The organism is Nonomuraea sp. NPDC049714, assembly GCF_044465295.1.
GTDB lineage: Bacteria > Actinomycetota > Actinomycetes > Streptosporangiales > Streptosporangiaceae > Nonomuraea.
In genome coordinates this window covers 487,332-503,417 of sequence record NZ_JBITLM010000006.1, presented here as the reverse complement: position 1 = coordinate 503,417, position 16,086 = coordinate 487,332, and the positions used below count along the sequence as shown (strand labels likewise).

The following is a 16,086-nucleotide window of genomic DNA, read 5'->3' as shown; positions in this document are numbered from 1 at the left end:
ACCTACGATGGCCTCATGCCGGATCTCACGACGCTCGCCCTCTTCTGCACGGCCACCCTCGCCCTGCTGCTCGTGCCGGGGCCCGCGGTCCTGTTCATCGTCACCCGCAGCGTCGCCCAGGGCCGGTCGGCGGGGCTGATCTCGGTGCTCGGCGTGCACGCGGGCTCGCTGGTCCACGTGGCCGCCGCCACGCTCGGCGTCAGCGCGCTGCTGGCGGCCTCCGCGACGGCCTTCACCGTGGTCAAGTACGCCGGCATCGCCTACCTGGTCTGGCTCGGCGCGCGCAAGCTCCTGCGGCGGGGCGGCGGCGAGGAGGCCGTGGAGCTGCCCGTGCACTCCCGGCGCCGCATGTTCTGGGAGGGGTTCGTGGTCAACGTGCTCAACCCCAAGACCGCGATCTTCTTCCTGGCCTTCCTGCCGCAGTTCACCGACGCCGCCGCCGGGCCCATCGCGCCGCAGATGCTGCTGCTCGGCCTGCTCTGGCTCGCGCTCGGGATGGCCAGCGACGGCACCTACGCGATGCTGGCCGCCACGCTGGCCGGGCGCGTGCGCCGCTCGGCGAAGGCCCGGCGGCGCCTCGACGTCGGCAGCGGCCTGGTCTATCTCGGCCTGGCCGCCTGGCTCACGGGGGAGAAGGCCTGACCCGGCCGACCATCTCCTTGGCCCACCTGTAGTCGGCCTTGCCCGCCGGGGAGCGGACCATCTCGGCCACGAAGACGTACGTGCGCGGCACCTTGTAGCCCGACAGCAGCCGCCTGCAGTGGGCGTCCAGGTCGGCGTCCGTGACGCCGGAGCCGGGGCGGGCCTCGATCACGGCCGCCACCCTGCTCCCCCACCGCTCGTCGGGCACGCCGGTCACCACCGCGTCGAAGACGGCGGCATGGCCCTTGAGCACCGCCTCCACCTCTTCGGGGTACACCTTCTCGCCGCCGGTGTTGATGCACTGTGAGCCCCGGCCGAACACGGTGACCGTGCCGTCCTCCTCGACCCTCGCCAGGTCGCCGGTGAGCAGCCAGCGGGTGCCGTCGTCGGTGGTGACGAAGGTGCGGGCGGTCTTGTCCGGGTCGTTGTAGTAGCCGAAGGCGATCCGTCCCGCCTTGGCCAGCGTGCCCACCTCGCCGGAGCCGGGCGTGACGGGACGTAACCGATCGTCGAGCACGACCAGGCCGGAGGTGGCGTTCGGCTGGTAGCGCAGACCCTTCTCGGGACTGGACCCGGCCACTCCGGAGGCGGTGTAGCCGGACTCGGTGGAGCCGAAGTTGTCGAGGATCATGACGTTCGGCAGCAGCTCCTGCAGCCGGTCGCGGACCGCGCCGGTCAGGATGGCGCCGGTGGAGCTGACCACGATCAGCGAGGAGACGTCGTAGCCGCCCCCGGCGAGCGCGTCCGCGAGCGGCCTGGCCATCGCGTCGCCGGTGATGTTGAGGGTGAACACCCGCTCCCGCTCGATGGTCCGCCACACCTCGTCGGCCTGGAACTTGCGCACGTAGACCATGGTGCCGCCCATCCACCAGGTGATGAACGTGGCCATCTGCGCCGCGCCGTGCATCAGCGGCGGGGCGGCCATCATGATCAACGGCCCGGCCTTGACGGCCTCGTCGATCACCTCCTGCGGGGTGGCGCGCGGCTCGCCGTACGGGTTGCCGCCGCCGAAGGCCATGAACAGGTCCTCGACATGCCACATGGCGCCCTTGGGCATGCCGGTGGTCCCGCCGGTGTAGATGATGTAGACGTCCTGCCCCGACCGCGGCTCGAAGCCGCGCTCCGGGCTCCCGGCCTTCAGCGCCTCCTCGTACGGCACCGCCCCCGGGACGGCCGACGGGCCGCCTGCCGCGACGAGGTGGTCGAGCTCGGGGCTGTCCCGCACCACGGCGGTCACCCGGGCGTCGAACTCCACGTCGTAGATCAGGGCCCGGATCCGGGAGTCGCGGTAGAGGTAGAGCAGCTCGGCCTCGACGTAGCGGTAGTTCACATTGATGGGCACGGCCCGGATCTTCAGCGTGGCGAGCAGCCCGGCGACGTACTCGATGCCGTTGTAGAGGTGGATGCCGACGTGGTCGCCGGCCCTGATGCCCCGGCTCAGCAGATAGTGCGCGAGCCGGTTGGCCTCGGCGTCGAGCTCGGCGTACGTGCGGCGCTCGGCCCCGCAGATCACGGCCGTCCGCTCCCCGATGGCGTCCGTGAGCCCTTCGAACAGGTCAGCGTGGTTGAACTTCATCAGGGTCTCTCCCGTCCGACGATCCACATCGAGAAGAACTGGGCGCCACCCCCGTACGCGTGCCCGAGCGCGAGCCGGGCGCCGTCCACCTGGTGTTCCCCCGCCATGCCGCGCACCTGCAGCGCGGCCTCGGCGAACCTGATCAGCCCGGACGCCCCGATCGGGTTGCTGGACAGCACCCCGCCGGAGGCGTTCCACGGGGTGTCGCCGTCGAGCGCGGTGGCCCCCGACTCGGTGACCTTCCACCCCTCGCCCTCGGCGGCGAACCCCAGGTTCTCCAGCCACATCGGCTCGTACCAGGAGAAGGGCACGTACACCTCGGCCACGTCGATCTGCCGCCTCGGGTCGGTGACGCCCGCCTGCCGGTAGACGTCCGCCGCGCAGTCCTTGCCCGCCTGCGGGTTGACCGTGTCGCGGCCGGCCCGGAAGATCGGCTCCGAGCGCATGGCGGCCCCGTGCACCCAGGCCGGGGTGCCGGTGACGGCCCGCTCCGAGGACAGCACCATCGCGCAGGCGCCGTCGCTGGACGGGCAGGTCTCCAGGTAGCGGATCGGCTCCCAGAGCATGGGCGTCGACTCGACCATCTTCCGGTCGATGCCGGGGATCCTCAGGTGGGCGTAGGGGTTCTTCAGCGCGTTGAGCCGGTCCTTGACGGCCACCAGCGCGCCGATGTGCTCGGGGGCGCCGGTCCTGCGCATGTACTCCCTGATGTGCGGCGCGAAGTAGCCGCCCGCGCCCACCACCAGCGACGCGCTGAACGGCAGGTGCGTCGACAGGGCCCAGGTGGCGTTCGACTCCGACTGTTTCTCGAAGGCCACCACCAGCACCCGCTCGTGCACGCCGCCCTGGATGAGCCCGGCGCCGACCAGGGCGGTGGCCCCGCCGACGCTGCCCGCGGTGTGCACCCGCATCATCGGCTTGCCCGCCGCGCCGAGCGCGTCGGCCAGGTACGCCTCGGGCATCATGACGCCCTCGAACAGGTCGGGGGCCTTGCCGATGACGACCGCGTCGATGTCGGCGAAGGTGAGCCCGGCGTCGTCGAGCGCGCGCAGGGCGGCCTCGCGCACGAGCCCGGCGATCGAGACGTCCCTGCGCTTGGACGTGTAGTGCGTCTGCCCGACCCCGATCACGGCGCAGCGTTCGGCCATCATGCCTCCAGTACGGTGACGAGGTTGTGCTGCAGGCAGGGGCCGCTCGCGGCGTGGCCGACGGTGCGCCGGGCCGTGCCGTCGTGGATGCGGCGGGCCGCCTCGCCGATGCGGATGAGGCCGGTGGCCATCACCGGGTTGGCCGCCAGCGGGCCGCCGGAGGGGTTGATCACCGTGCCGTCCGGCAGCTCCAGGGCCTGGCGCAGGATCACCTCCTCGTGGGCGAACTGGGTGTGCAGCTCGGCCACCTCGACGGGCCCCTTGCCGACTCCCGCGGCCCGTGCGGCGTCGGCCGCCGACACCGAACGGGACAGGTCGCGCATCCCCAGATAGTGGGGTTCGATGCGGTGCGCGATGCCGGTGATGTACGCCGGGGTGGCGCACAGCCGCTCGGCCAGGTCCCCGGCCGCCAGCACCACGGCGGCCGCGCCGTCGGTGATCGGGGCGGCGTCCGACGCCTTGAGCGGCTCGACGGCGAAGCCGTCCGGGATCTCCTCGGGCAGGTCCAGCGCGTACGGGTTGCGCCTGCCGTCGGCCCGGCTGCGCCGGACGATCTCGTCCAGCTCCTTGCGGTCGGCGCCGGTGGCCGAGGCCTGCAGAGCGGCGAAGGAGAGCTGGTCGAGGCCGAGCGGGGCCAGGTAGTAGGGGTCCAGCTGGAGCGTCATGATCTCGGCCAGGTCGCCGAGCGACGACTTGCCGAAGCCGTACACCAGGGCGGTGTCCACGTCGCCGTGCTGCAGCCGCACCCAGGCCTCGTACAGCGCCCACGCGCCGTCCATCTCGACGTGGCTCTCCGAGATCGGCGGCCAGGCGCCGAGCGCGTCGAGCGCGGAGACGAACGAGAACGGCGCGCCGGCCAGGTAGTCGCAGCTCCCCGAGCAGGTGAAGCCGAACCGCGTCAGGCCGGTGCGCTCCTTGACCTCGTTGATCACCGGCAGGATCAACTCGACCTCACCGACGCCGGTGTCGTGGCCGGTGTGCTCGGTCTGGGCGAAGGCGACGATCGCCACCCGTCTCATCACAGCTCCCGGTCGGGTTCGCCGGTGGGTGCGAACCACCGGATGTTCGCCATGGACAGCGTGCGCTCGCTCTCGGGCACCCACTCCGCCCGGACCCGCATCCCCTGCCGTACCTCGTGGGCCGGGACGCCGCCCACCAGGCTGATCATGGGCACGTCGCTGCCGTCGAGCAGGATGTAGGCCGAGACGAAGGGCACCTCGGGGGCGCGCGGGTCGGGCAGGTTGTTGATCGCGAAGGTGGTGATGGTGCCGGTGTCGGGCAGTTCGACCTGGTCGGCCATGGGGATGCCGCATTCGGGGCAGGAGAGGCGGTAGGGGACGTACACCTTGCCGCAGCCGCCGCAGCGGCCTCCCACGAAGACGCCGCGCCTGACGCCTTCGAGGAAGACCTGCAGCGCCCCGCCCGCCTGCAACCGATAAACGGTCCGCACAGGCGACACGATGGTGGTTACTTCAGGGGCGAAACACGAAATATCGGTTATGTGGCCGGTGCGTTGGCCGCGCCACACCGGCCACACCCGGGTCCCGGCGGCGATCGCCTTGGGGTTGCCCGCGTCCACCGCGTGCACCAGCGCGGTGTCGGCGCCGTCCAGCTCGATCAGCGCCCAGGCGAAGGGCCGGTCCAGCGGATGGGAGGGGCGCGGCTCGGCCACCCAGGCCCAGGCCCGCACCGTCCCGGCCGGCCCCACCTCGACGTACTCGCCGGTCACCGCGTCGCCGGTGGCGGGATCGTACTCCAGGGGCGGCACCAGCACCCTGCCCCCGGCCGTCCGCACGCCCACGATGCGCCCGCCCCGCAGCTCGGTCAGGAACCGGCCGATCACCGGCCCGGTCGTGCGCGTGTAGCCGCCGGGGAACTCCAGCACGTGCTCCGCGCTCAGCCCGCCTTCAGATGGCACGGTCACGACCTTCCCAGTAGGGGGCCCGGAGTTTGCGTTTGAGCAGCTTGCCGTTGGGTTCGCGGGGCATCTCCGCGATGAAGTCGATCGTCCGCGGCCACTTCATCTTCGACAGCCGCCCTTCCAGCGAGGCGAGGATCTCCGCGGCGAGCTCCGGGCCGGGCGGCGCGCCGAGGGCCGGCTCCACGACGGCCTTGATCTGCTCGCCCCACTCCTCGTCCGGGATGCCGAACACGGCCACGTCCGCGACCTTGGGGTGGATCATGATCTCGTTCTCGATCTCGGCCGGGTAGATGTTCGCGCCGCCGGAGATGATCATGTCGGCCTTACGGTCGAGCAGGAACAGGAATCCGTCCTCGTCCAGGTAGCCGATGTCGCCGACGGTGAAGTGGTCCTTGAGCCGGTTCGCCGCGGTCTTGGCCGGGTCGCCCTTGTACTCGAAGGTGGCGCCCATCATCTTCATGTAGATCGTGCCGGGGGTGCCAGCCGGGACCGGCTCGCCGTCGTCGTCCACGATGAGCAGCTCGCTGATCGGCCAGGCGTTGCCGACCGTGCCCGGATGGGACTTCCAGCCTTCGGGCGTGGCCAGGGTGCCGCCGCCCTCGGTGGCCGCGTAGTACTCGTACAGGCAGTCGCCCCACCATTCGAGCATGGCCCACTTGACCGGCACCGGGCAGGGCGCGGCGGCGTGGATCATCCACCTGAGCGAGGACAGGTCGTACCGCGCGCGGGTCTCCTCCGGCAGCGACAGCAGGCGCTTGAAGTGGGTCGGGACCAGGTGCGAGTTGGTGACCCGGTGGCGCTCGCAGAGCCGGAGCATCTCCTCGGCGTCCCACCGGTCCATGTAGACCAGGGTGTGTCCCATGTGCAGCGCGGTGCCGCCGAACTGGGTCACGGCCGTGTGGTAGTTGGGCGAGGTGACCAGGTGCGCGTTCGGCCGGCCCGGCGTGATGCCGAACAGGCCCAGCAGGAAGGTCATCAGCTCGGCCGAGTCGTCCGGGTCGAGGCCGTTCAGCGCCCGCTTGACGCCTTTGGGCTTGCCGGTCGTGCCGGAGGTGTAGTGCATGGCCGCCCCGGCGGTGCGGTCGGCGGGCGCGGTGTCGGGCTGCCCGTCGGTGAGCTCACTGATCGGCCTGAACCCCGAAAAATCACCATCCGGTACGGCGAAGCGGCGGTCCGGCGCGATGGCCTCGGCGCCCCGGGCTCCCTCGGCCGCGTACCTCGGGTGCACGAAGAAGGCCTTGGCCTCGCTGTCCCCCACGATGTACGCGATCTCCGGGCCGGTCAGGTGCCAGTTGATCGGCGTGTAGTACCACCCGGCCTGGAGGGCGGCGAGGTAGAGCACCAGCCCGTCGGCGCCGTTGGGCGCCAGGGCGCAGATGCCGTCACCCGGGCGCAGTCCCAGCTCACGCAGGCCGTGCACCAGGCGGTTCGAGCGGGCCAGGAGATCGCCTGCCCGATGCTCCGTGCCGTCCGGGTCCACGGCGGCGATCCACTCCGGGTTCGCCTGCGCGAGCCTCCAGAAACCGAGCGTGCCCAATTGAACTCCTTCATCAGGTGTTCGAGGCCCCCGAGCCGCCGGAAGTGAATCATGCGATCGCCGTCCGCCACAAGGCTCCCGGCGGGCTCAGGTGGGGATAAACAAGAACAGGTTCCTATTTGTCCCGGGCAGCGTAACCCGGCCCACAGACATGAGCAAGCGCTTGGCTACACCGGTTGATCGCGGGTTAGGATCATCACCTGGCAAGCGTTCGATCACGGAGGTCCTCTGTGGAGCTTCTGCCCATCAGCACCCCGCACTGCCGGATCGAGCGCGACGGCCACGTCGTGATCGTCACCATGAACCGGCCCGAGGCACGCAACGCGCTCTCCTCCGACATGCTGATCGGCCTGGCGAGCGCCTGGGCGTACGTCTCGGCGGAACCGGAGGCCAGGGTCGCCGTCCTGACGGGCGCCGAGGGCACCTTCTGCGCGGGCGCCGACCTCAAGGCCATGGGGCAGCCCGCCGCGGACCCCGAGGTGCGGGCCCGCGCCGCCCAGATCGCCAACTTCCACTGGAAGGGCCTGCTGCGCGAGGACCTGCCCACCAAGCCGATCATCAGCGCGGTGGAGGGCTACGCCGTGGCCGGCGGCACCGAGCTCCTGGTCGGCACCGACCTGCGGATCGTGGCGGAGTCGGCCACGCTCGGCCTGTTCGAGGCCAAGCGGGCGCTGTTCCCGATGGGCGGCAGCGCCGTGCGGCTGCCCCGGCAGATCCCCTACTGCCACGCCATGGACCTCCTGCTGACCGGCCGCGCCGTCACCGCCGCCGAAGCCCTGTCGATGGGCCTGGTCAACCGCGTCGTCCCCGACGGCCAGGCCCTGCCGGCGGCCCTAGACCTCGCCGCCGACGTGGCCGCCTCCGGCCCCCTCGCCGTCCAGGCCATCCTGCGCACCTACCGCGACACCCTGGGCCTGCCGGAGCCGGCGGCCCTCAAGGTCTCGGACGACCTCGGCTGGCCCGTCATCGGCTCGGAGGACGCCAAGGAAGGCACCCGCGCCTTCCGCGAAAAGCGCCCCCCGACCTACCAGGGCCACTGACAGCGTCAGTCGCCGGTGATGCGGTCCAGGCGTTCGAGGGCTTGGGCGTACTCCTCGATCAGGGAGTAGACGACGTCCTTGGTGGAGCGCACCTGGTTGGTGATGCCGATGATCTGGCCTGCCGGGAAGGTGGCCAGTTCGGCGACGTCCGAGCGGCCGATGCGGCGCAAGGCGTCCGAGACCAGCATGAACTGCATGGGCATCGGCAGTGTGCCCGGCGACTCCTGGGCCTCCCAGGCGTCCGTCCACTCGTTCTTGAGGAGCCGGGCGGGCTTGCCGGTCCAGCTTCTCGAGCGGACCGTGTCGCGGGAGGTGGCCTCCAGGATGCGGCGTTTGGCCATCTCAGGGGTGTCGGCCTCCTCGACGGTCAGCCAGAGGGAGCCGGTCCAGACGCCCTCGGCGCCCAGTGCCATCCCGGCGGCCATCTGGCGGCCGTTGCCGATGCCGCCCGCCGCCAGCACCGGGACGTCGACCGCGTCCACGACCTGGGGGATGAGGACCATGGTGGAGATCTCGCCGGTGTGCCCGCCCGCCTCGGTGCCCTGCGCGACCACGAGGTCCACGCCCACCTCCACCTGTTTGAGGGCGTGGCGGGGGGTGGAGGCGAGGGCGGCGACCTTGACGCCGTGCGCGTGGGCCAGGTCGACGACGTCGGCGGGCGGCGGGCCGAGGGCGTTGGCCAGCAGCGCGATCGGGTGCCGGAGCGCGACCTCGACCTGCGGGCGGGCGGTCGCGTCGGTCCAGCCGAGCAGCACCCGCCCGGCGTCGGCGTCCTGGGACAGGGGCGGGACGCCGTGGGCGGCCAGCAGGTCCTCGACGAACTTACGGTGCCCCTCGGGGATCATCGCCTGCAGGCGGCCGACGAGTTCCTCGGGGGCGAAGTCGGCGCCCTCGTAGGAGGCGGGCATGACGACGTCCACACCGTACGGTTTGCCGTCAACGTGGTCGTCGATCCAGGCGAGCTCCGTTTCGAGCTCTTCGGGAGTGAAGTAGAGAGCGCCCAGCACGCCCATCCCACCGGCTCTGCTGACCGCGGCGACCACGTCGCGGCAGTGGCTGAAGGCGAAGATCGGGAGCTCGATTCCGAACATGTCCGTGGCACGGGTCCGCATGGCCTGACGATAAGCCGCCGACCCAGCAAACTGCAACGCGTTCTAATCTAGAACCTTTGATCGGTACGCTTCATAGAACGCGTTCTAACGCGGCATCCGGCGCCAGACGGAGCGCGGCAGCAGCCGGAGCACGCCGAACGCCGGCCCCAGTGCGCGCGGCACCCACACCTCGGCCGAGCCGTCCCGCAACGCCCGCACCGTGGCGGCCGCCACCTGCCGGGGCGTCGAGGACAGCGGCGCGGGCGTGAGCCCTCTGGTCATCCGCCCGATCACGAAGCCCGGCCGCACGATCAGCACCCTGGCCCCCGAGCCGTGCAGGGCGTCGCCGAGCCCCTGCGCGAACCCGTCGAGCCCCGCCTTGGCGGAGCCGTACACGAAGTTGGCCTTGCGGACCCGCGCGCCCGCGACCGAGGACAGCACCACGAGCGTGCCGTGGCCCTGCTCGCGCAGCACCCTGGCCGCGTGCAGGCCGACGGACACGTGCGCGCCGTAGTTGACGGCGACGGCCGCCATCGCGGCGGCGGGATCGGCGTCGTAGGCGGCCTGCGCGCCGAGCACGCCGAATGCCGAGATCACCACGTCCAGATCGCCCACCAGTCGCGCCGCCGCGTCGAAGACCTCCTGGTGCGAGCCGGGGTCCAGCGCGTCGAACGGCACGACGTGCACCTCGGCGCCGGGCAGCGAAGGGACCTGGCCGGGCTCGCCGCGCACGGCCAGCACCACCCGGCTCGCGCCGAGCCGCACCAGCAGCCGGACGATCTCCAGGCCGATCTCGCTGCGGCCGCCGAGCAGGAGCACGGAGTCCACCGCGCCCAGGGCATTCTTCACAGGCCGAGCCTCCTGGCCAGGTCGGAGCGGAACAGGCCGGCGGGGTCGGCCTCGTCCCTGATGCCCCGCCACCGCTGGAGCGAGGGGTACATCGCCGCCATCGTGTCAGCGCGCATCCGGGAGTCCTTGGCAAGATAGACCCGCCCGCCGGCCTGCGCGACGAGCTCGTCGAAGCCGCGCAGCAGCCCGCCCAGCCCGCGCTGCCCGGCGGGGATGTCCAGGGCCAGCGTCCAGCCGGGCAGCGGGAACGACAGCAGCCCGCCGGAGCCGGGGCCGAACCTCTTGAGCACGGTCAGGAACGACACCGTGCCGCGCGCCGACAGCGTCCCGACGATGCGGCGCAGCGTCTCCTCCGCCCCGAACGGCACCACGAACTGGTACTGCACGAAGCCGCGGGGGCCGTACATCCGGTTCCAGCCCTCGACGGCGTCGAGCGGGTGGAAGAAGGGCGCGATGCCCTGCACGACGGTCGCCCGCCGGGGGGCCCTGCGGTACCAGGCCTCGTTGAACGCGCGCACGCTCAGCCCGTTGAGCAGCCCGCCGGGCGCCCAGGCGGGGGCGCGCACGAGCGAGCGCGGCGCGAAGTCCGACGCGCCTCGCGGGTCGTGATCGCCCCTGGTCAGCACGCTGCGTCCCATCCGCCGTCCCCGGGCGAGCAGGTCGATCCAGGCGACGCTGTAGCGGTGGCGGTCGTCGCCGCTCGCCATCGCCGCCATCGTCTCGTCCAGATCGGCGGTCCGCTCGATGTCCACCACCATCCGCGAGCTCGCGATGGGAACGCAGTCGAACGTCGCCTCGGCGATCACCCCGGTCAGCCCCATCCCGCCCACGGTGGCCTGGAAGAGCGGGTCGGCGGGGCGCAGCGTCCGCACCGTGCCGCCGGCGGTCACCAGGGTGAGCGAGCGGACGTGGGCGCCGAAGGAGGAGTCACGGTGGTGGTTCTTGCCGTGCACGTCGACCGCGATGGCGCCGCCGACGGTGACGTGCCGGGTGCCGGGGCTGACGGGGACGAACCAGCCGCGTGGCACCAGCGCCGTCATCAGCTCGTGCAGGCTCACCCCGCCGGAGGCGGTCACCTGGCCGCCGTCGAAGGTCCACCGGTCGAGCCCCGTGCAGTCGAGGACGAGGCCGCCGGAGTTCTGCGCGGCGTCGCCGTACGCCCTGCCGAGACCGCGCGCCACGACGCCGCGCGGCGGCGCGGCGGCGACCAGCTCCGCCAGCTCGCCGAGGTCGCGGGGCCGGGCGAGCGTGGCCGGGGTGGGAGAGGTGCGTCCCCACCCGGTGAGGAACGTGGTCACAGGTGGACGCCCAGCGCCACGAGCACGACCTGGGCGGCGGCGAACAGCAGCAGCGGCCGGTCGCGCACCGCGAGCTCCTCCGGCTCCTCGCCCAGCCCCCGGTCGACCAGCAGGTTGTGCCTGAGCACGAGCAGGAGGAACGGGACGATGCTGAGCGCGTAGAAGACGCCGTCGTGCGCGTTGAGCGCCCACAGGCAGTACGTCACGATCAGCGCGCCCGAGCACATGACCCGCACCTGGGCCAGGTAGGCGGGGCTGTAGGAGGCCAGCGTGGCTCGCGTCCCACGGTCGCCGTGGGCGTGCAGCTCGGCCTCGCGCTTGCCCGCCACCAGCTGCAGCGCCGCCAGCGACACCACGACGAGGAACCAGCCGGTCACCGGCACGTCCACGGCGAGGGCCCCCGCGAACGCCCTGATCACGTGGCAGCCGGCGACCGCGATCAGGTCCACGACCTCCTGGTGCTTCAGCCACAGCGTGTACGACAACGTCAGCGCGAGGTAGCCGGCCACGACCGCGGGCGACCGCCAGTCACCGGTGAGCGCGGCCACCGCTGGCGCGAGGAGCATCAGGGCCACCCCGGTCACCCTGGCCAGGCGGACGGAGACCGCTCCCGACGCCACCGCGCGCGCCGCCTTGCGCGGGTGCAGCCGGTCCGCCTCCACGTCGGAGGCGTCATTCAGCAGGTACGTCCCGCTCGCGGCCAGGCAGAAGGCGGCGAAGACGAGCAGTGCGGACAGGAGGCTGCGGGGCTCGCCCAGCACCCCGGCGGCCATCGGCGCGGCCAGGACGAGCACGTTCTTCAGCCACTGGCGCGGCCGGGCCGCCCTGAGCAGCCCCAGGACGGGCACGGCCACGGAAAACGGCCGTGCCACGGTCCCGCCCTGGCTCATGCGACCTTACGCCGGAACATCCAGCCGCCCACGACGAGAACGACCACGCCCACGATGAGCAGCACGAGCGGGATGGTGGTCCTGACCAGGGTGATCTGGCTCTTACCCGCCACGGCGCTGTCGACCAGCTCCTCGACGGTCTCGTCGGTCATCTTGGCGTCGGCGACGAACGCCTTGGCCCGCTCGATGCCGTCCTGGCTCTTCAGCACCTCGTGACGCCGCTGCTCCTGGCGGACCGGCGCGCCGGTGAGCGGCTCGATCCAGTAGGTGTTCGTACCGGAGTAGAAGCGGTCGAGCTGCACGTCGCCGGACTCGCCCATGTCGAAGAGCGCGGCGGGCACGTTCCTGGTCTCGGTCTTGGTCTCGGGCACGACCTGCTCGAACTTGTACACGTCGAGGCCGTTGACCTTCTCCGCGGCGACGAACTTGGCCTCGAAGGCCTTGCCCGCCGTGGCGTTGAAGACCTGATAGGTCCGCTGCTCGACGTCGAAGGGGAACTTGTAGATCTGCCCCTGGAGCTGCACCGGCTCCTTGTCGACGCTGACTCCGCAGCAGTTGAGCCCGACACCGGAGCGCTTGTCGAAGGCGCTGCGCCGCTCGGTGAAGCTGATGCCCGGCTTGCTGTGGGTGACGTCGTTCACCGAGGTGAACTCGTCCCACACCACCCGGTCCCCCACGGCCTCCTTGACGTCGCCGCGCGTGGTGACGGTGATGTCGAGGTCGGCCGTCAGCACCTTGCCGTCCGGCGCGCTGAAGTACTGGGCGCCGGTGGCCTGGAGCTTGCTGATCCCGTACTGGTCCGCCTTGGCGGCGATGAGGGCCGGCGCCACCTGGAAGCGCATCAAGGGGGCCAGCACGATGAGAAAGGCCCCGACGGCGATGAGAACGCTTCCAACGACCCGGTTCATGGACCCTCCATGTGCAGGTGCACGGATGCCTTTTAAGGTACTGAAACGGACTTCTACTGACCGGTATGTTATTGCCGCCAGTGACCATCGTCACCAGGGATGCGGAAACGTGACCGAAACAGGTTCTACTTTGTCGGAGAGGCGGGTCGCCGGCGGCCGTCAGACCTCTCTCGACGGCGTTCGCGCCATCGCGGCCTTCGCGGTCCTCGTCTTCCACGTCTCGATGGAGGCCGGCACGGCGCTGCAGCCCGGCTTTCTGGGCGCCGTGCTGTCGCGGGGCGAGATCGGCGTGCCGATCTTCTTCACGCTGTCCGGCCTCCTGCTCTACCGCCCCTGGGCGGCGGCCCTGCTGACCGGCTCGCCGGCCCCGGACGTCCGCCGGTACCTGTGGAAGCGGTTCTTCCGGATCATCCCCGCCTACTGGCTGGTGGTGGCCGTGGCCCTGGCGCTGTGGGGCGGCGCGCACCGGGACGACCTGTGGACCTGGGCGCAGATGCTGTTCCTGGTGCACACCTACGACCTGAGCCCGTGGTGGTTCGGCCTCGGCCCGAAGGGGCTCGGCCAGATGTGGAGCCTCGCCGTCGAGCTCACCTTCTACCTCACGCTGCCGCTGATGGCGGCCGCGCTGCGGGCCTTCGCGCTGCGCGCCGGGCCGGACGTCGCCGCCCGCGCCAAGCGGCTGCTGTCAGGGCTGGCGATCTTCGGCGCGCTCTCGTACGTGTACACGATCTTCGAGTACTGGCCGGACTACCGGCCGTGGATGAACGTGTGGCTGCCGCGCTCGTGGACGTTCTTCGTGCCGGGGATGGCGCTGGCGGTGCTGACCGTCTGGGCCGGGGCACGGCCGGGCCGGGCCCGCCGCCTGAGCGTCGCCCTCGCGTCCTCCTGGGGGTCGCTGTGGCTCATCGCCGGGATGGCGTACGCGATCGCCGCCACGCCGGTCACCGGGCCGCGGTTCGTCGGGCTGGGCGGCATCTGGACCGCGTTCTACGAGCAGGCGCTCTACACCCTGATCGCCTTCTGCCTCGTCGCGCCCGCCGCCGTGGAGCCGGTGGCGCGGGTGCGCCGGATCCTCGGCGGGCGGGTGATGAGTTACCTGGGCCAGATCTCCTACGGCGTCTTCCTCTGGCAGTTCGTGGTCATCTACCTCTGGTACGACTTCACCGGCCAGCAGCCGTGGAGCGGCAACCTGCTCCTCAACCTGGCGGCCGTCACCGCCCTCACCGTGCTCCTGTCCCATTTCACCTATCGCTACCTCGAAGAGCCCGCCAGGCGCCTGGTCCGCTACGTCCCTCACAGGGCCGGCGGAGCCGGTCCCGGCTCGCCGAAGGCAACCGCCTTGAGGCAGAAGCCCTGACCCTGGTCACCGGCCGCGGTGATGCGCAGCCCCCGGCCCGGCCCGTCGTGCGGAACGTAGTAGAGCGCCCCCAGCTCGGACGTCGCGGGCAGGGTGGCCGCCCGCTGCGTGCCGCCCAGGTCCACCACCACCCGCACCGGCCGCGGGCTGAAGTAGGCCAGGGCCACCACCATGCTCGGATCGCCGTGGGACTCCACGGGGAACGACGTGCCGGCCGGGTAGCACTTGTCACCCTTGACGCCGTCGAAGAACGGGGTCACCTGCCCGACGGGCACGAGCTTGCCCGCGTCGTCGAAGACGTACGGCCTGGCCGAGGGGGCGGGGAAGCGCATCCGCTGCCTGAGGTGCGGGGCGGCCAGCGGTGTCAGCACATGGGAGGTGAGCCGGCGCGCGCCGTTCCAGGGCAGCACGATGTGCGCCGGCACGGGCCGCGCGTAGATGTCGGCGTCGGGCGCCGCCGTGGCCAGTGACTCCCGCGCGGCCTGCAGGTAGGGCCTGATCCGGTCGCCGGTGAGCGTGTCGCCGAAGGCGTTGATCGAGACCAGCGAGGCGGCTAGGAACCCGGCGGTCAGCACCCCGACGGCCGGCGTCAGCCATCCGGGCACCGGCCTGCGCCGGGCGTCGTAACCACCGTCGCCACCGCTGTCGGCACGGCTGTCGGCACGGCCGTCAGCACCGCTGTCGGCACGGCCGTCAGCACCGCCGCCGACCGGCAGCGCCGCGAACGCCAGGCACAGGGCGAAGATCAGCGCGGCGTCGGCGACGTACCGGGTCTCCGCGCCGATCAGGTCCCACTGCGTCGCCCGCGCGATCACGGTCGGCACCGTGTCCGCCACGACGACGTACGCCGCCAGGATCGCCCACGCCCGCCAGGCCCGCCTGCGGTACAGGCAGGTCAGCAGGGCCAGCGCGACGATCATCGTCCAGGACACGATCACCGTGGCCGTGGCCGGGTCGGCCAGCCCGCCGGTGGAGGTGACGCCGCCCCACCGCAGCGGCCCGCCGACCGCGCCCGTGGGGAAGGTCTCCCCCAGCAGCCGCCTGACCAGGCCGGGCACCACCTCGGCCTTCGGCCCGGTCAGCGCGTCGTCTCCGGCGGTACCGCGCCTCAGCAGGTAGAGCACGGCGTATCCGGCCAGGAGCAGGCCGTGCGCCCACCAGACGGGCCTGCGCAGCTCGGCCAGGATCGCGCGCGGCCAGAGCCCCCGGCCCAGGTAGGCGCTGGTGAAGCCGAGCACCACGAAGGGGATGAACACCCCCTTGGTGGAGAAGGCCATCCCGACCGCGGCCCAGGCCAGGCCGTGCCACCGACCCTTGCCCGTCCGCACGTACCTGATGTGCGCCGCCAGGGCCGCGACCAGCGCGAGCTGGAGCGGCACCGCGTTGAGCGCGGCCGACCACCAGCTCATCGCGGGCACGGTGAGCGGCGCGAAGACGTAGACGGCCAGCACGGCGAGCACCCCGAACCGGTCGCCGAACAGGCGGCGCAGCAGCACCAGGAACACGATCGAGGCCGCCGCCTGCAGCGCGATCGTCACCGCCGAGACCAGCGCCCAGCTGTACGGCGCGATCGTGGTGAGCACCCACACCAGGGCGAGCGCGCCGGGCATGAGGTGACCCTTGTGCACCCTGGTCAGGTAGTCCCAGGTGAAGCCGCTCTCGCTCGCGCCCGCCACGAACAGGAAGTCGTCCTCGACGAAGTAGGCCTTGCTGAGCACACTGGCCTTGAAGGCCAGCGAGACCAGGACGATCAGCAGGCCGACGCCCGTCACCGGGCCCTTGCCCAGCGCGGGCAGCCTGATCTGCACTGGCTCAGCCATCTCCTCGCC

At 71.8% G+C, this 16,086-nt stretch carries 14 protein-coding genes; 3 read left to right on the top strand and 11 right to left on the bottom strand.

All coding sequences use genetic code 11. The features are described 5' to 3' along the window. Positions 1-15 precede the first annotated feature (15 nt). Positions 16-642, top strand: coding sequence for a LysE family translocator (locus tag ACIBQX_RS25840; protein WP_397008696.1), 627 nt, complete (start codon positions 16-18; stop codon positions 640-642). Here the strand turns inward: ACIBQX_RS25840 and ACIBQX_RS25835 are convergent. Genes ACIBQX_RS25835 through ACIBQX_RS25815 form a run of 5 tightly spaced genes read right to left on the bottom strand, consistent with a single transcriptional unit; the run spans position 623 to position 6,824 of the window. Beyond that, the gene (locus ACIBQX_RS25835) at positions 623-2,218 is read right to left on the bottom strand and encodes an acyl-CoA synthetase (RefSeq protein ID WP_397008694.1); all 1,596 of its coding nucleotides are present in this window, start codon (positions 2,216-2,218) and stop codon (positions 623-625) included. The two genes, ACIBQX_RS25840 and ACIBQX_RS25835, sit on opposite strands and share 20 nt — an antisense overlap. Next, positions 2,218-3,366 (bottom strand): thiolase domain-containing protein, encoded by a 1,149-nt coding sequence (locus ACIBQX_RS25830; RefSeq protein WP_397008847.1) that lies wholly within the window; start codon positions 3,364-3,366, stop codon positions 2,218-2,220. The genes ACIBQX_RS25835 and ACIBQX_RS25830 overlap by 1 nt, the downstream gene beginning before the upstream one ends. Next, positions 3,366-4,385 (bottom strand): thiolase domain-containing protein, encoded by a 1,020-nt coding sequence (locus ACIBQX_RS25825; protein ID WP_397008692.1) that lies wholly within the window; start codon positions 4,383-4,385, stop codon positions 3,366-3,368. Before ACIBQX_RS25825 ends, ACIBQX_RS25830 begins: the two co-directional genes overlap by 1 nt. Then, positions 4,385-5,284 (bottom strand): Zn-ribbon domain-containing OB-fold protein, encoded by a 900-nt coding sequence (locus ACIBQX_RS25820; protein WP_397008690.1) that lies wholly within the window; start codon positions 5,282-5,284, stop codon positions 4,385-4,387. Before ACIBQX_RS25820 ends, ACIBQX_RS25825 begins: the two co-directional genes overlap by 1 nt. Next, positions 5,274-6,824 (bottom strand): acyl-CoA synthetase, encoded by a 1,551-nt coding sequence (locus ACIBQX_RS25815; RefSeq protein WP_397008688.1) that lies wholly within the window; start codon positions 6,822-6,824, stop codon positions 5,274-5,276. The genes ACIBQX_RS25820 and ACIBQX_RS25815 overlap by 11 nt, the downstream gene beginning before the upstream one ends. Positions 6,825-7,054: 230 nt before the next feature. Here ACIBQX_RS25815 and ACIBQX_RS25810 point away from each other — a divergent pair, with 230 nt between their 5' ends. Further along, complete coding sequence (locus ACIBQX_RS25810; RefSeq protein ID WP_397008686.1) at positions 7,055-7,864, top strand: crotonase/enoyl-CoA hydratase family protein; 810 nt, start codon at positions 7,055-7,057, stop codon at positions 7,862-7,864. Between the two features lie 5 nt (positions 7,865-7,869). Here ACIBQX_RS25810 and ACIBQX_RS25805 read toward each other — a convergent pair whose 3' ends face one another. The 5 genes from ACIBQX_RS25805 to ACIBQX_RS25785 all read right to left on the bottom strand — a co-directional run bounded on the left by ACIBQX_RS25805 (position 7,870) and on the right by ACIBQX_RS25785 (position 12,900). Continuing rightward, a complete protein-coding gene (locus ACIBQX_RS25805) occupies positions 7,870-8,976 on the bottom strand; it encodes an NAD(P)H-dependent flavin oxidoreductase (RefSeq protein ID WP_397008684.1) in 1,107 nt (368 codons plus the stop codon). Positions 8,977-9,060: 84 nt separating this feature from the next. Then, entirely contained in the window at positions 9,061-9,804 is a 744-nt protein-coding gene (locus tag ACIBQX_RS25800) for an SDR family NAD(P)-dependent oxidoreductase (protein ID WP_397008682.1), read from the bottom strand. After that, the gene (locus ACIBQX_RS25795) at positions 9,801-11,102 is read right to left on the bottom strand and encodes an FAD-binding protein (protein ID WP_397008680.1); all 1,302 of its coding nucleotides are present in this window, start codon (positions 11,100-11,102) and stop codon (positions 9,801-9,803) included. Before ACIBQX_RS25795 ends, ACIBQX_RS25800 begins: the two co-directional genes overlap by 4 nt. Beyond that, the gene (locus ACIBQX_RS25790) at positions 11,099-11,992 is read right to left on the bottom strand and encodes a decaprenyl-phosphate phosphoribosyltransferase (protein WP_397008678.1); all 894 of its coding nucleotides are present in this window, start codon (positions 11,990-11,992) and stop codon (positions 11,099-11,101) included. The genes ACIBQX_RS25795 and ACIBQX_RS25790 overlap by 4 nt, the downstream gene beginning before the upstream one ends. Then, complete coding sequence (locus ACIBQX_RS25785; protein ID WP_397008676.1) at positions 11,989-12,900, bottom strand: DUF3068 domain-containing protein; 912 nt, start codon at positions 12,898-12,900, stop codon at positions 11,989-11,991. The genes ACIBQX_RS25790 and ACIBQX_RS25785 overlap by 4 nt, the downstream gene beginning before the upstream one ends. Positions 12,901-13,009: 109 nt before the next feature. Here ACIBQX_RS25785 and ACIBQX_RS25780 point away from each other — a divergent pair, with 109 nt between their 5' ends. Continuing rightward, the gene (locus tag ACIBQX_RS25780; protein WP_397008674.1) at positions 13,010-14,257 is read left to right on the top strand and encodes an acyltransferase family protein; all 1,248 of its coding nucleotides are present in this window, start codon (positions 13,010-13,012) and stop codon (positions 14,255-14,257) included. On the opposite strand, the gene ACIBQX_RS25775 is transcribed toward ACIBQX_RS25780, so the two are convergent. After that, complete coding sequence (locus tag ACIBQX_RS25775) at positions 14,194-16,077, bottom strand: hypothetical protein (RefSeq protein WP_397008672.1); 1,884 nt, start codon at positions 16,075-16,077, stop codon at positions 14,194-14,196. The two genes, ACIBQX_RS25780 and ACIBQX_RS25775, sit on opposite strands and share 64 nt — an antisense overlap. Positions 16,078-16,086: the final 9 nt, after the last annotated feature.